The organism is Bradyrhizobium sp. AUGA SZCCT0283, from assembly GCF_018130385.1.
Taxonomy (GTDB): domain Bacteria; phylum Pseudomonadota; class Alphaproteobacteria; order Rhizobiales; family Xanthobacteraceae; genus Bradyrhizobium.
This window is the reverse complement of the sequence record NZ_JAFCLU010000049.1, coordinates 22,308-37,299: the sequence shown is the minus strand read 5'-3', so window position 1 is coordinate 37,299 and position 14,992 is coordinate 22,308. Positions and strand designations below refer to the sequence as shown.

At 61.0% G+C, this 14,992-nt stretch carries 11 protein-coding genes; 8 read left to right on the top strand and 3 right to left on the bottom strand.

The window, feature by feature from the left end; genetic code table 11:
* Positions 1–1,818: hypothetical protein (locus JQ624_RS35515; protein ID WP_212423533.1), on the top strand; the 1,818-nt coding region annotated here is incomplete at its 5' end.
* Positions 1,819–2,003: 185 nt separating this feature from the next.
* On the opposite strand, the gene galE is transcribed toward JQ624_RS35515, so the two are convergent.
* Together galE and JQ624_RS35505 are read right to left on the bottom strand one after the other, a co-directional pair.
* Positions 2,004–3,014, bottom strand: coding sequence for a UDP-glucose 4-epimerase GalE (gene galE / locus JQ624_RS35510; protein WP_212423532.1), 1,011 nt, complete (start codon positions 3,012–3,014; stop codon positions 2,004–2,006).
* A 443-nt stretch (positions 3,015–3,457) separates the two neighbouring features.
* Entirely contained in the window at positions 3,458–4,336 is an 879-nt protein-coding gene (locus JQ624_RS35505) for a response regulator transcription factor (protein WP_212423531.1), read from the bottom strand.
* A gap of 568 nt (positions 4,337–4,904) precedes the next feature.
* Between JQ624_RS35505 and JQ624_RS35500 the strand changes: the two genes are divergently transcribed.
* On the top strand, positions 4,905–5,585 hold the full coding sequence (locus JQ624_RS35500; RefSeq protein WP_212423530.1) for a response regulator transcription factor: 681 nt from the start codon (positions 4,905–4,907) through the stop codon (positions 5,583–5,585).
* A gap of 420 nt (positions 5,586–6,005) precedes the next feature.
* Here JQ624_RS35500 and JQ624_RS35495 read toward each other — a convergent pair whose 3' ends face one another.
* Positions 6,006–6,884 (bottom strand): ferritin family protein, encoded by an 879-nt coding sequence (locus JQ624_RS35495; protein WP_212423529.1) that lies wholly within the window; start codon positions 6,882–6,884, stop codon positions 6,006–6,008.
* A gap of 167 nt (positions 6,885–7,051) precedes the next feature.
* Between JQ624_RS35495 and JQ624_RS35490 the strand changes: the two genes are divergently transcribed.
* Genes JQ624_RS35490 through JQ624_RS35465 form a run of 6 tightly spaced genes read left to right on the top strand, consistent with a single transcriptional unit; the run spans position 7,052 to position 14,982 of the window.
* Entirely contained in the window at positions 7,052–9,352 is a 2,301-nt protein-coding gene (locus JQ624_RS35490) for a NosR/NirI family protein (RefSeq protein WP_212423528.1), read from the top strand.
* A 24-nt stretch (positions 9,353–9,376) separates the two neighbouring features.
* Positions 9,377–11,329, top strand: a complete 1,953-nt coding sequence (gene nosZ / locus JQ624_RS35485) for a TAT-dependent nitrous-oxide reductase (RefSeq protein WP_212423527.1) — start codon at positions 9,377–9,379, stop codon at positions 11,327–11,329.
* 14 nt (positions 11,330–11,343) lie between these two features.
* Positions 11,344–12,705 (top strand): nitrous oxide reductase family maturation protein NosD, encoded by a 1,362-nt coding sequence (locus tag JQ624_RS35480; RefSeq protein ID WP_212423526.1) that lies wholly within the window; start codon positions 11,344–11,346, stop codon positions 12,703–12,705.
* Complete coding sequence (locus tag JQ624_RS35475; RefSeq protein WP_212423525.1) at positions 12,702–13,613, top strand: ABC transporter ATP-binding protein; 912 nt, start codon at positions 12,702–12,704, stop codon at positions 13,611–13,613. The genes JQ624_RS35480 and JQ624_RS35475 overlap by 4 nt, the downstream gene beginning before the upstream one ends.
* Positions 13,610–14,437: an ABC transporter permease subunit gene (locus JQ624_RS35470; protein ID WP_212423524.1), complete on the top strand. Its 828-nt coding sequence runs from the start codon at positions 13,610–13,612 to the stop codon at positions 14,435–14,437. The genes JQ624_RS35475 and JQ624_RS35470 overlap by 4 nt, the downstream gene beginning before the upstream one ends.
* Entirely contained in the window at positions 14,434–14,982 is a 549-nt protein-coding gene (locus JQ624_RS35465) for a nitrous oxide reductase accessory protein NosL (RefSeq protein ID WP_212423523.1), read from the top strand. The genes JQ624_RS35470 and JQ624_RS35465 overlap by 4 nt, the downstream gene beginning before the upstream one ends.
* Positions 14,983–14,992 lie beyond the last annotated feature (10 nt).

Genomic DNA, 14,992 nt, shown 5'->3' with positions numbered 1-14,992 from the left:
GAGACCCAAACGGCACTGGCGAAAGCAAGCGAGGAGGCGTCCCGGCTGAAACAAGCAAACGAGAGAAGCGAAGCGGAGCTGCAGAAGTCTCTGCAACAGGAGCGCGAGCGGTCCGCGCGGCTGGAGCAGGATCTGGCGGCGACGCGGCGCGAGGTCGAGACCCAGACGGGACTGACGGCGAAAGCAAGCGAGGAAGCATCCCGGCTGAAACAAGCAAGCGAGAGCAGCGAAGCGGAGCTGCAGAAGTCTCTGCAACAGGGGCGCGAGCGGTCCGCGCGGCTGGAGCAGGATCTTGCGGCGGCGCGGCGCGAGGTGGAGACCCAAACGGCACTGGCGAAAGCAAGCGAGGAGGCGTCCCGGCTGAAACAAGCAAACGAGAGCAGCGAAGCGGAGCTGCAGAAGTCTCTGCAACAGGAGCGCGAGCGGTCCGCGCGGCTGGAGCAGGATCTGGCGGCGACGCGGCGCGAGGTCGAGACCCAGACGGGACTGACGGCGAAAGCAAGCGAGGAAGCATCCCGGCTGAAACAAGCAAGCGAGAGCAGCGAAGCGGAGCTGCAGAAGTCTCTGCAACAGGGGCGCGAGCGGTCCGCGCGGCTGGAGCAGGATCTTGCGGCGGCGCGGCGCGAGGTCGAGACCCAAACGGCGCTGGCAAAAGCAAGCGAGGAAGCCGCCCGGCTGAAACAGGCAAGCGGGAGCAGCGAAGCGGAGCTGCAGAAATCCCTGCGACAGGGGCGCGAGCGGTCCGCGCGGCTGGAGCAGGATCTTGCGGCGACCCGGCGTGAGGTCGAGACACAAACGGCACTGGCGACGAAAGCAGGCGAGGAAGCGGCCCGGCTGAAACAAGCAAGCGAGAGCAGCGAAGCGGAGCTGCAGAAGTCTCTGCAACAGGGGCGCAAGCGGTCCGCGCGGCTGGAGCAGGATCTTGCGGCGGCGCGGCGCGACGTCGAAACCCAGACAGCACTGGCGGCAAAGGCAGCCGAGGAAGTTCCGAGGGCGAAGCGGGCAGCGGAAGCAGTTGCTGCCGAGCTGAGGCAATCGATGCAGAAGGAGCGCGAAAGGGCCGACGCACTTGCGCAAGGCCTCTCGATGACGCGTAGCGCGCTCTATGCATATGAGGCTCGCGCCCGCAAACTTGAAGACGAGGCGGCCGAACTCAGAAAGGCGGTCGCAGACGGTGCGCCGTCGCTTCGCAAATCCGCTCAGGACGGGCGCGACCGGACGAGGCGGCTGGAACAACAGGATCTCGTGACCGCACGCCGCGATCTCGAAACCCAGGCTGCCTTGGCGGTCAAAGCGAGCGAGGAACTCGCGCAGACGAGGCAAACGGCGGAGCGCGACTCAGCCACGTTGCGCAGCTCGCTGCAGCAGGAGCGGGCTCGGGCCGAGCAGCTCGAGCGAGATCTCGCAGTTGCGAAACAGGTTGTACCCAATGCCGTGACGGTTGGCTCGATCGCGCGGGACAAGCCTACGGAAAACGCGAAATCAGTCGCCGACTGGTCACCAGCAGCGGGCGTTCGGAGCGACGCGCAGCCCAATTCCAAGAAAGCCGCGGTGGCGGCAGCGTTGCTTGTGCGTGCGAGCGCGCTGCTCGGGCAGGGAGACATAGGCGCGGCGCGGATTGTGCTGGAGCGCGCCGTCGAGATGGGCAGCGTCCAGGCAAGCTTCTCGCTCGCAGAAACCTATGATCCGTTGATCCTTGCCAAATGGGGAACTCTTGGAACGCGCGGCGATGCGGTCAGAGCGCAAGACCTCTACGCGAAAGCCGACGCCGCAGGAATCAAGGAGGCGAAAGCGCGGATTGAGGCGTTGCGTCGGTAGCACCAATTTGGGCGAACACGGAAAGTGTCCGAGACAGCCTTGTAGAGCGGAGGCGCCCGCTACATTGGGGCAGACGCTCGTTGTTAGTTCCGTATTTTGACAGTTGTCCTGCTACGGTCGCGACGCCGCGCTATCCGTGGACGATTTCGATGAACGGGCTGCGACTGTTCTTGAACCGTCAAGACCTAGGTGCCACGATAGCCATTCGGGTTTTTCATCTGCCAACGCCAATGGTCGGCACACATCTGCGTCAATGATCGCCTTGATGTCCAACCCAATAGTCTCCTCGCGAGCGTCGGATCAGCATAACAGATTGCGACATCACCGACCCTGCGTTCGCCGATCACATAGGGAATTCGCCTGCCGCTCACGACCTCGAATGTCCGAACCACCTCCAAGACGCTGCTGCCGTTTCCTGTTCCGAGATTGACGGTCAGTACGCCGGGCTGTTTCAGGTGGCTCAAAGCACTTAGATGCCCGGATGCAAGATCTACGACATGAATGAAGTCGCGGATTCCCGTGCCATCCGAAGTATCATAATCGTTTCCCCAAATGTGTAGTTTCTCATGCTTTCCGATTGCCACTTGCGCCACAAACGGCAACAGGTTGTTCGGAACGCCCAAAGGGTCTTCACCGATTAGCCCGCTTTCATGCGCACCAACCGGATTGAAGTAGCGCAGAATACCAATCCGCCAGCCGTCGTCGGACCTATAAAGATCTTTTAGTATTTCTTCGATGAAATGCTTTGTGCGGCCGTACGGATTTGTCGGTCCGACGGGATGCTGTTCGTCCAGCGGCAGGTACGTGGGAGTCCCATAAACCGTTGCGGACGAACTAAAAACGAGCGTCTTTATGCTTGCTCTCGTCATGGCTGAAACCAGCCGCATCGTTCCCAAGACATTGTTCTCGTAGTAGGTCATGGGCCGAACGTTGGAATCGCCTACCGCCTTGAACCCCGCGAGGTGAATAACGGCGGTCACTTTGTAAGCGCGCAGTATCTCGTAGATCGCCTCTTCATTGCAGATGTCGGCATGTCGAAAGGCGAGCGATCGTCCGCAGATGCTTTGTACACGTTCGAGAGACGCTTCGTTGCTGTTGGAGAGGTTGTCGACTGCGACGACATCGAGCCCAGCGTCGAGTAACGCGACAGAGACATGGGAGCCAATGTAGCCGGCGCCTCCGGTCAATAAGATCATGTCCGAGCTTTCCGTTCGGTATTTGCGCGATCATGACCAATCCTACTAGAACCCGCAGCATTCAGACAACTTATGCTTGTGTTCAGGTGGCAGCGTCCGGTGCCCGACCATCTCTCGCCGCTCGCAATCCAGGTCATGTGGAGTTTGCGATGAACGCTGACGGAACTTGCATCCGTGATGACGTCCATGTGCTTGATATCGGCGCTCATGTGAGGGCACTAGGTATCTAACGACGAGGGTTCATTCCGTGTTGAAGTAGTGGATCGGCTGAGGGCACAATGGGCAAATCAATCCAAATCGCAGGGAACCTCGAAGGCTGGAGGAGCGCCGCTGGCCTCGATCCTGTTCTAGACAAGGTCGCGTGCGACTGGCTCTGTCTCAATCGACAGCTTGGGTGTCAGCTCAAGAAAAAGGGGACGCGAGAGCCCTGAGAGTTGCCCGGCCTATTTGCCGAGCCGCGCCATTCCGTTGCGTATCAGGCGGCCCCTATTGGGAGCCTCCACGCGATTTGTGGGTTGATCGATCAACTCTCGTCGCACTAATCCCTCGATCTGCTTGATATCGGGAGCAATCGAGAGCGAATCCGGAAATTGCTCGCTTGTATTGGCGACGTCATTTATCGGTCGCACCAGTGAACCGTGGTTCATCCCCCAAATCGCCGCTTGGGTCCGGTTCTGGACCCGGATCTTGCGGAGGATCGCCTTGACGTGGACCTTCACGGTCGCCTCCGCGATATCGATCTTGCGCGCTATGCACTTGTTGGAATCGCCCGAGATCAGGCATTGCATGATTGATTTTTCCCGGGGGGACAGTTGTTGCGTAATGCTGCGGTCCGCCGTGATGGCGATCGCCCGATTATTGTCGTTGCGCGGCGCTGCCTTGGCGAAGTGGTCGCTTTCAGAGTGGAGAATGGATGACATGAATGCCGGCGGGAAGATTGTTTCGCCCATCATCACCAGTTCAATGGATTTGATGAATACATCGCACGTCATGACGTCAATGAAATAGCCGCTGGCGCCCGCCCGAAATGCCGAAACCATCTCGTCTAGCCGGTAGTGATCGGCCACGATCGCAATGCGTGCTTTCGGATGCCGTTCCCGCAAGAGCTCGATTTGTTCAACCGCAGCTTCGAAATCATCGCCCGCATGGACAATGAGAACCAGCGATGGGTGCGATTGGAGTTTGTTCGGCGACAAATCATCAGCGCATGACACCGAAGCCAGGGTGCGAAAATTTCCCGCGCTTAGAATTCTAGCAATTCCCTCCCTGATTAGAACGCTTTTCCCGACGATGAACGTTGCAAAGGGTTGCCTCCTCGCCATTTCACTCTCCCAGCCATTACGCAATTGACAATGTCAACAATTTCCGAAGATTCGGTAATTCCGGCCTGAATTAGCGGTTTTCCGATCGATTGAATCTTCTTCTCCGCCGTCTTGTTTCTAGAATTTGGCAGTTTTGGTCGGGTAGAATTGTTCTCCTTTCACAACGTCGGGTTGGCAGATTTTGAGGATCCCGAATTTGATAAGCCTTTGGGAATATTAGATTCGAATTGCCGCTATCCCTATATATCTTTCGTTATAAGCCCTCCGTTACCTGCGGAGGCATGTCGTTCATAATAGCAAACGCCTTTGTGAGGTTTTCGCGACAGGTGGAAAGCCGCACGCGCGCTAAACCAATCCCGCAGTTCGACGGGTGGTTTCGTCTTCCAGGAATATGCAGAGTATCCTGTGGGAAGCGCGGGCAAGGGGGAGCCAATCTCTCGCTGCCTTCTTTTTTTGCAATGCGGCATTAGCCATGCCGTCATGGTCAATATATATTATATTGCCATAGGGAGATGAACAAAGGCTGGGGGAGCGGGGTTTAACATTAGGGACAGGTAAGGACTGCCCAATGCGTCGTATCACCGTCGTGATTGCGGATCGGCATCCCGTGGTTTTGCAGGGCTTGAGCAACGTGCTTGGGGCCCACTCAGATTTCAAGATTGTCGCATCTTGCAATGATGGTCCGGGCTGCGTCGAAGCAATTCGGAATCTAGCGCCGGACATCGCTATTCTCGACGGCTCGATGCCTGGGGTGACCGGACCGGAGATTCTCGCCATCGTAAATTCGGAAAATCCTTCCACGCGGTTCGTCTTTTTCACCTCATCTGAGGTGGAACGTGAGCTGGTCATGTCAGCCTCGGCCGACGGTTACAGTTTCATCTCAAAGGATGTGGCGCCCGAAATTCTCGTGCAGTCCTTGCGCCAGGTTGCGAAAGGCCGGCGGCTGTTGCCGCTGCCCACGGCCGATCAGGCCGTATTTCGGGAGCAAACTGCGATCACGGAGAACGCACTGGCTGTGCTGACAGACCGGGAGCGCCAGATCATGCGGTTGGTGTCCGAAGGGCTGTCGAACAAGGACATCGGCCGACGCCTGAACATTTCCGACGGCACCATCAAGGTGCATCTTCATCACATCTTTCAGAAGCTTGAAATCAGCAACCGGACGGTACTCGCGGCCATTGCGATCTCGCAGGATGACGGTGCGGGTCTCGTCCCGGAACATGAATCATCTCGGCTTCGTCGTGATTAGCAACGTTCGTGGAGCGAGATTGGAATATCGTAACACGAATGGAAATCACACGGGCAGTCTGGATCTGCGCTCGTTGAACGCCGCGCGTCTTGTTCGGCAGGAACGCTTGGGTAAGATCCACTCAACTCCATGAGTTGGTATCTCTGCTTTGCGGGGTCGGTTCGGGCGCGCGTGTGCCCTCATTGTTCAGGTGAATCTCACGCTTGATTTGACTCGTCGATGGTGTGGCAATGGCTAACATCATCTTCCGATGTCCGAAGAGCGGGCAATTTGTACATCACCGGGTGGACGAAGAATCCTACAGCCGCAAGGATTCCTATCTGCCCGTGAATTGTCCCGCCTGCGGAAAGACGCACTTCGTGAATTGGAGCACGTACCAGCTGCTCGGGCATGAAGACGAATGAATGTTGCGTTCAACGTTCACGCCGCCGCCAGCGAGCGCAGCCAAGCCAGCCGAGCGATAGCTCTTTCCGCCAATCCTTGCAGCAGGACGACCTGGGTCTGATCGTCGGAGGTTTCGGCGCTCTCCAGGTAAGCGTCGGCCAGCGCCTCCGAAATCGTCTCCGCGTCGCGCTGTTCGAGCGAAACCGGGAATTTGCCGATGCCCTCGGCTTTCTTGGACATTTGCATCGTCTCTTCAAGAAGTTCCCGCGTGCGGGTTGCTGCTGGCCCGCCGAGGCCGCGTTCCAGGTCGGCAAGCTGCGTAGCTAGGCGGAGCTCCAGCGCGCGCGCATCGATCTGCATCACCCCCGCATCGGCGCACCCCCTCCGTTCGGTTTGCTCATGCTCCTTATGATAAGCGCGACGCCGTTCCTTCCTCAGGATGGAGACGTGTCCGAGCTCTTCGCGCGCCATGGCTTCGGCGGCCTGCTTGATCTCGGCATCTTCAGAATAGGCGGCCACATAGGACCAAAATGCGAAGGCTCGCTCCTCGTTGCGGACCGCCATGGCCAACGCTCGGTAGGGGGTCGTCAGTCGCGAGGTCCCGATTTCCTTTGCCGTCTCGGCATCGAAGATTTCGGGAGCCTCCCAGCGGACTAGCGCAGGGTCCGGCGCCTTGCCACGTCGCGATTGTGACCACCTTGTGACGCTATCTACATGCTCGCGCTCGGCGGCGGCGAGCTGAGCGAAGACCTCGGCCAGGGCACCCTTGTTCTGCTGTCGCATGTCCTCCGCCAACTCGGTGTATTTGTTCGCGGCCTCCACCTCCATGGCGTTAGCGAGAGCGAACAACTCGTCGAGTGACTCAAGCGTGCCGGCCGGCTCGCTCACCAGCAGCGAAGTTCGTAGCAACGGCATGATGCGGTCCTCCCGGAACAAGTAACGAGTTTGTTCCAGCGCAAACGAAATATATCTTCCGATTGACAGAGTCACACCTATCCGATCAATTTTCCGTGTCAACGGCGACCTTCAGAAGAAATAAGAACGCGCGACTCGACGGTCGCAGCGCTTACGTTCGAGGTCCCATGATTCAAAGGGCGCATGTTGTTCTTGATTTTCTAACCCGAGCGGCGCGCGTATTTTTCGCGTTGGCATTCCTTTGCGCGCTTTCGTTCTTCGACACCGCGTCCGCCGCCGACTTGAACAGTTACTTGTCGAAGGTCGCTGCCGCGGATTTCTTCCCGGGAGCCGACCATTTTGGTCCGGCGCAGGGCGACCCGCCCATCATACCCGCGTATCGCGGCGATCAACTGCAGGGCTTCGTGTACCTGAATTCCGATTTCGCTAATGCGGTCGGCTATTCCGGAAAACCGATTCAAGTCCTGGTCGGAATCGATCCGAAGGGCGTGCTGACCGGCCTTAAGCTAGTCGAGCACAAGGAACCCATCGTGCTGGTGGGCATTCCCGAAAAGCGCATTCTGGAGGCCGTCAACAAGCTGATCGGCGCCGACATGGGGAGCGTGGCCAGCGGGGCTGCGCCGGCGCCGCAAGTCGATATCGTCAGCGGCGCAACCGTGACCGTTTTGGTGATCGGCGACAGCATCGTTCGATCCGCCACCAAACTCATTCGGGGCGGTCGCCTCGGCGCTCAGGGCAGCCAGGTGGTGGCTGCAGCGCCGCGAGCCGCAAAGACCATTGATACAGGAAAGAACGAGGTCCGCGATTGGCAGACCCTTGTCGGTGACGGCTCAGTCCGGCGGCTGACCCTCTCCATCGCCGACGTCAACCGAGCCTTCCAGAAATCGGGCAATGCGGCCGCCGCAGCGCGTCCGGAGGAAGGTGCTCCGGACGACACATTCATCGACCTTTATGTTGCGGACGTCGCGGTGCCGACCATCGGCCGCAGTCTGCTCGGCGACGACGGCTACGATCGGCTGGCCGGCAGGCTAAAGCCAGGTCAGCAAGCGATCGTTGTCGCCGGTTCCGGCCGCTATTCATTCAAAGGGGCGGCCTACGTGCGGGGAGGAATCTTCGACCGGATCGAACTGATCCAGGAAACCAATAGCATCCGTTTCCGCGATCGGGACCACACCAGGCTGGGCAGCCTGGCGGCCGAAGGCGCGCCGGATTTTCCCGAAATTGCGCTGTTCGTTGTACCGGCGGACTTCGCGTTCGATCCGACCGAGCCGTGGGCGCTGCAGCTCCTGGTGCAGCGCGTCGTCGGCGCACGGGACAAGGCCTGGGTCACCTTCGACCTCGAATACACGCTTCCTGAAACCTATCTCAAGCGCGAAGCGCCGGTTCGGCCCGCCGCCGCAGCGGTGCCGATCGCCAAGTCGCCGGCGACCGCCCCGGAAGCCGGCGTGCCGACGACCGACGAGGATCCGTTGTGGATGCGGATATGGCGCGCGGACTTCCTCAAGATCGGCACGACGATCGCGGCGCTCGGCGCGCTGACGCTGATCTTCTTCTTCCAGAACCTCCTGGTTCGTCGTCCGACGGTGTACGCGTGGGTCCGCCGCGGCTATCTGCTGTTCATTCTCGTCTGGCTGGGCTGGTATGCGAACGCGCAGCTTTCCGTCGTCAACGTCCTGACCTTCGCGAACTCGCTGTTGACGGGATTCAGTTGGGAATATTTCCTCTCCGCCCCTCTGATCTTCGTTCTCTGGGCGTCGATCGCGGCAGGGCTGCTGTTCTGGGGGCGCGGTCCGTTCTGCGGCTGGCTCTGCCCGTTCGGCGCCCTGCAGGAATTGCTCAATAACGTGGCGCAGGCGCTCAAGGTGCCGCAGTACCGCGTCCCCTGGGGCCTTCACGAACGGCTGTGGCCGATCAAGTACATCATCTTTCTCGGCCTGTTCGGCATGTCGCTCTACTCGACCGCCTTCGCCGAGCAACTCGCCGAAGTCGAGCCTTTCAAGACTTCGATCATCCTGAAATTCGCCCGCGAATGGCCGTTCGTCGTGTACGCCCTTACCCTGCTCGCGGCGGGGTCGTTCGTCGAGCGTTTCTTCTGTCGCTACATGTGCCCGCTCGGGGCAGCATTGGCGATTCCCGGCCGCGTCCGGATGTTCGAATGGCTGCGGCGATGGCCGGAATGCGGCTCGCCCTGTCAGCGCTGCGCCAACGAGTGTCCTGTCCAGGCGATCCACCCGGAGGGTCACATCAACGTCAACGAGTGCATCTACTGCATGCACTGCCAGGAACTCTATTTTGACGACCACCGCTGCCCGCACATGATCCAGGTGCGGCTGAAGCGCGAGAAGCGGATGGCCATGTCGTCGCCTTCGATGCGACCAGGTGGCAAAGGTCCGAACACAGTCATCACGGCCGGGGGGAAACCCATCGGCGCGTCGCCAGTCGATGTCATCACTCCACCTGCAACCTGAAGACCGAAAGCCGAGGAGGCAATCATGAGCGACAGCGAAAATAACAAGGGTGTCAGCCGACGAACGCTGCTGGGGACCACGGCGGCCGCTGCGGGCGTGGGACTTGCCGGCGGAGCGGTGGTGACGAAGGACGGTAGTGGCTTCGTCTCGACCGCCGACGCCCAGACCAAGGCCGGGGCACCGAAGGCGCCGCCGGCGCGTCCAGCCGTGCAAAAGACGGAAGTCGCGCCTGGCGAGCTCGACGAATACTACGTCTTCTTCTCGAGCGGCCAGTCCGGCGAGATGCGCATCATCGGCCTACCTTCGATGCGCGAACTGATGCGGGTCCCCGTCTTCAACCGCTGCAGCGCCACCGGTTGGGGCCAGACCAACGAGAGCCTGAAGGTGCTGACCGAAGGGCTGCTGCCGGAAACCCGCGAGTTCCTCAAGAACCGCGGCGGCACCTACATGAACGGCGACCTGCATCATCCCCACATCTCGTTCACCGACGGCACCTATGATGGGCGCTACGCCTTCATGAACGACAAGGCCAACAGCCGGGTCGCACGCGTGCGCCTCGACGTCATGAAATGCGACAAGATCATTCAGCTTCCCAACCAGCACACGGTGCACGGCCTGCGCCTGCAGAAATATCCCCGTACCGGCTACGTGTTCGCCAATGGCGAGGATGGCGTGCCGCTGCCGAACGACGGCAAGATCCTCGACGATGCCAAGCAGTACCGTTCGATCTTTAGCGCCATCGATGGCGACACGATGAAGGTCGCCTGGCAGGTGATCGTGAGCGGCAATCTCGATAACGTCGATTCCGACTATCAGGGCAAATACTGCTTCTCGACCTGCTACAACGCCGAAGAGGGCGTCACCCTGGCGGAGATGACCGCCAACGAGCAGGACTGGGTCGTCATCTTCAACCTCAAGCGGATCGAGGAGGCGGTCAAGAAGGGCGATTTCAAGGAGATGAACGGCGTGCCCGTGCTCGACGGCCGCAAGGGTTCGGCCTACACGCGCTACGTTCCGGTCTCCAACAATCCGCACGGCATGAACACGGCGCCCGACGGCATTCATATCGTCGCGGCAGGTAAGCTGTCGCCCACTGTCACGGTGATGGACGTGCGTCTGTTCGACCAACTGTTCGACGACAAGATCAAGCCGCGCGACGTCGTGGTGGCGGAGCCCGAGCTCGGCCTCGGACCGCTGCATACGGCTTATGACGGTAAGGGCAACGCCTATACGACGCTGTTCCTCGACAGCCAGGTCTGCAAGTGGAGCATCGATCTCGCCAAGCGGGCTTTCAAGGGCGAGAAGGTCGATCCCATCCTCCAGAAGATCGACGTCCACTATCAGCCCGGCCACAATCATTCCTCGATGGGCCAGACCAAGGAGGCGGACGGAAAATGGCTGATCTCGCTAAACAAGTTCTCGAAGGATCGCTTCCTAAACGTCGGGCCGCTGAAGCCGGAGAACGATCAGTTGATCGATATCTCGGGCGACCAGATGAAGCTGGTCCACGATGGCCCGAGTTTCGCCGAGCCGCACGACGCCACCATCGTGCACCGTTCCAAGATCAATCCGATCTCGATCTGGGACCGCGCCGATCCGATGTTTGCGGATGCGGTCAAACAGGCCAAGGCCGACGGCATCAATCTCGAGGCGGACTCCAAGCTCATCCGCGACGGCAACAAGGTGCGCGTCTACATGACCTCGACCGCGCCGGCGTTCGGGCTCGAGCAGCTCCAGGTCAGGCAGGGCGATGAGGTCACCGTCTACATCACCAATATCGACGCGGTGGAAGACCTGACGCACGGGTTCTGCATCGTGAACTACGGCGTCAACATGGAAGTCGCGCCTATGGCGACGGCGTCGGTAACATTCGCCGCCGATAAGGCCGGCGTCTTCTGGTACTACTGCTCCTGGTTCTGTCACGCCATGCATATGGAGATGAAGGGCCGCATGTTCGTCGAGCCCAAGTCGGTCTGAGACGGAAACGACAAGTGCACTGCATCTTGCGCATCATTCCGGCGGCGGTCTTAGTCGCCGGAATCCCGAGCTTCGCCGCTGCGGAGACGCTGAAGGCTGTTCCCGAGGAGCCGCTGCAGGCGATGCTGGACCGGGCTCAAGACGGCGACCTCATCGAGCTCACGCCGGGTGAATACAAGGGAGCGATCAGGATCGAGCGGCGCCTGGTACTCGCCGGGCGGCCGGGCGCGGTACTCAACGGCGGGGGTGCAGGCAGCGTCGTCAGGGTGAGGGCGTCCGATGTTACGATCCGCGGCGTCACCATCCGCGGATCCGGCCGCGATCTCCAAACCATGGATTCTGGCGTCTTTCTCGAGAAGACGGCGGAACGCGCGCTGGTCGAAAACAACCGTTTCGAAGGCAACCTGTTCGGAATCTACGTCCATGGCGCGGCTGGGTCGCGCGTCCTGCGCAATGTCATTGAAGGGCTTCGCGGCGGTCGCCTCAGTGAGGCCGGCAACGGCGTCTCGCTCTGGAATGCGCCCGATGTCACCATTGCGGACAACACCTTCCGCTACGGCCGCGACGGCATCTTCACCATTTCCAGCCGCAAGGACCGCTTCGTCGGCAACCGCTTCGAACAGGTCCGCTTCGCGGTCCACTACATGTACACCAACGACAGCGAAGTCAGCGGCAACGTCTCGGTCGGAAACCATGTCGGCTACGCCATCATGTACTCGAACCGGCTGGTGATCCGCGACAATATCTCCGATCGCGACCGCGACCACGGCCTGCTGTTCAACTACGCCAACTACGCCGAGATCGACGGAAACCGCGTCACCGGTGGCCCTCTGGATACAATTGCGGACAGGGGCGAAGAGCGGGCCGACGACGAGCGGGGCATGATCCCGGCCGCGAAGCGGGAGCAGGGTCTGCGGAGCGGCCCGGAAAAGTGCGTCTTCATCTACAACACGAACCACAACCGGTTCCGGAACAACTGGTTCGAACGCTGCGCCATCGGCGTTCATTTCACGGCCGGATCCGAAGGCAACGCGATCACCGGAAACGCCTTCGTCGGCAATCGCAATCAGGTCAAGTATGTCGGTACGCGCAACCTCGATTGGTCGAAGGACGGCCGCGGCAATTACTGGAGCGACAACCCGGCCTTCGATCTCAACGGCGACGGCATCGCCGACACCGCCTATCGGCCCAACGATCTCGTCGACCGGGTGTTATGGACCGCACCCTCCGCGAAGGTCTTGATCAACAGCCCCGCGGTCCAGGTGTTGCGGTGGGCCCAGGCCCAGTTTCCAGCGCTCTACCCGGGCGGTGTCGTCGATAGCCACCCTTTGATCGCGCCGCCGCCGAGGCCCTCGGGCAAGGAGGCCGGGCAATGACCCCGACCGTTTCCGTGACCGGCGTCGTGAAGAGCTACCGCGCGGTTCGCGCACTGCGCGATGTCTCGTTCGACCTCGTCCCGGGCCGGCTGAGTGCGCTGGTCGGACACAACGGAGCGGGCAAGACGACGCTGATCAAGCTGATGCTGGGCTTGATCCGCCCCGATTGCGGCTCCATCCGCGTGCTTGACGAGGATCCCGCCGCCGGTGAATTCTCGGCGCGCCGGCTGCTCGGGTATCTTCCGGAAAACGTCGCGTTCAATGCTGCGCTTACCGGACGGGAAACGCTTTCGTTCTATGCGCGGCTGAAGCACATCAAGCCGTCGAAGGCGTGGGCCTTTCTCGACCGCGTCGGACTGACCGATGCGGCGGATCGCCGGGTCGGAACCTATTCGAAAGGCATGCGTCAGCGCCTCGGACTGGCGCAGGCGCTGCTTGGCCGGCCCCGGGTGCTCCTGCTCGACGAGCCGACGACGGGACTGGATCCCGCGCTGCGGCAGACCTTCTATGAGATCTTGGACGAACTCCGCGACGACGGCGCGACCGTGCTGATCTCGTCGCACGCGCTGAACGAGCTCGAGGATCGCGCCGAGCATGTCCTCATCATGAATCGGGGTCTGCTGGTCGCGCAGGGCTCACTGACGGAATTGCGCACGATCTCGCGGCTGCCGATCCGGGTGTCGCTCGATCTGGCCGACGGCGCCAACGGGGCGCCGCCGGCATGGATTGCGGACGAATCGCTGCCGACGCCGCACGGTAGGATCGTGTTGGTGTCAGATGATGCGCGCAAGATGGATCTGTTGCGCGTCGCGGCCGGTGATCCTCGCGTCAGGAACATCGAAATCGCCGCGCCGACACTCGACGATCTCTACGCGCACTTCCTCAATACCCAGGAGAGCGCCGCGTGAGGACGATCGTCATCATCGCCTTCAAGGAAATCCAGGAAGGGCTGCGGAACCGCTGGGTTCTGGCAACCACGCTCCTGCTGGCCGCGCTTGCCTTGTCGCTGACGTTCCTGGGAAGCGCCCCCACCGGCAATGTCGGGGCGGGGGCGCTCGACGTCGTCGTCGTCAGCCTATCGAGCTTGACGATCTTCCTGCTCCCGCTGATCGCGCTCCTGATCTCGCACGACGCCGTGGTCGGCGAGATGGAACGCGGTACTATGACGCTCCTACTGAGTTATCCGGTAGGCCGGGGCCAGGTGATCTTGGGAAAATTTTGCGGCCACGTCCTGATCCTCGCGTTCGCGACCGTCATCGGCTACGGCGCCGCGGCCGCCGCGCTCGCGATTACCGGCGCCTCGGTGCTCGCCGCAAGCTGGTACGCCTTCGCTTCGATGCTCGGAACGTCGATCATGCTCGGTGCGGTCTTCGTCGCTGTCGGATATCTGATCAGCAGCCTGGTCCGGGACCGGGGGACCGCCGCCGGCATATCGGTAGGGGTCTGGTTGCTGATGGTGCTGGTGTTCGACATGGCATTGCTCGGGGTGCTGGTCGTCGATCAGGGGAAGATCGTCTCCGCGCCCGTTCTTGAAGCGCTGCTGTTCCTCAATCCGACGGACCTGTACCGGATGACGAACCTGACCGGCTTTAACGTCAGCCAGTTTTCGGGCATGGCCGGGCTCGCCGGCACCGCGACGACCAGCGTCGGCGCGCTGTTAATGGGACTGACCGCCTGGGTCGTCGCGCCCCTCGGGCTTGCGGCTATGTTCTTCGCACGGAGGGAGCTATGACCCTGCGGATTTTGTGCATGATCGTCGCGCTCGTCCTCACCGGCTGCAATCGGGATGGAAGCGATTCCATCATGCCGCCGCCCGTTGCGCTCAACAGCGATGCGATGGGGGTCTTCTGCGGCATGAACGTGCTCGAACACCCCGGACCCAAGGGCCAGATCATTACGGCGAGCCGCGTCGACCCGTACTGGTTCACCTCGGTGCGCGATACCGTGGCCTTTACCCTGATGCCGGATCAGCCCCGTGATATCCGCGCGATCTACGTGTCCGACATGGCTCGAGCGCCCAGCTGGGAGGAGCCGGGAGCGACCAACTGGATCGATGCCAGAAAGGCGTTCTTCGTCATCGAGAGCCGCAAGCAGGGCGGAATGGGCGCCGCCGAGGCTGTGCCCTTCGGCAATCGTGCCGCTGCGGACGCTTTTGCCGCCGCCAACGGCGGCAAAGTTGTCACGTTTGCGGAGATTCCGAGCGGTTACGTGCTCGGCAGCGACAGCGCCGCCGGCGATCAAACCGGGCAAGAACGCCCCGGCGTCCGTGCAAACTGATGAGGCTTCC

What these genes read in the sequence shown, in the direction of transcription:
- galE (WP_212423532.1), bottom strand. Translation starts at nt 3,014, where the DNA reads ATGATCTTATTGACCGGAGGCGCCGGCTACATTGGCTCCCATGTCTCT.
- JQ624_RS35505 (WP_212423531.1), bottom strand. Translation starts at nt 4,336, where the DNA reads ATGGCGAGGAGGCAACCCTTTGCAACGTTCATCGTCGGGAAAAGCGTT.
- JQ624_RS35475 (WP_212423525.1), top strand. Translation starts at nt 12,702, where the DNA reads ATGACCCCGACCGTTTCCGTGACCGGCGTCGTGAAGAGCTACCGCGCG.
- JQ624_RS35490 (WP_212423528.1), top strand. Translation starts at nt 7,052, where the DNA reads ATGATTCAAAGGGCGCATGTTGTTCTTGATTTTCTAACCCGAGCGGCG.
- JQ624_RS35500 (WP_212423530.1), top strand. Translation starts at nt 4,905, where the DNA reads ATGCGTCGTATCACCGTCGTGATTGCGGATCGGCATCCCGTGGTTTTG.
- JQ624_RS35495 (WP_212423529.1), bottom strand. Translation starts at nt 6,884, where the DNA reads ATGCCGTTGCTACGAACTTCGCTGCTGGTGAGCGAGCCGGCCGGCACG.
- JQ624_RS35465 (WP_212423523.1), top strand. Translation starts at nt 14,434, where the DNA reads ATGACCCTGCGGATTTTGTGCATGATCGTCGCGCTCGTCCTCACCGGC.
- nosZ (WP_212423527.1), top strand. Translation starts at nt 9,377, where the DNA reads ATGAGCGACAGCGAAAATAACAAGGGTGTCAGCCGACGAACGCTGCTG.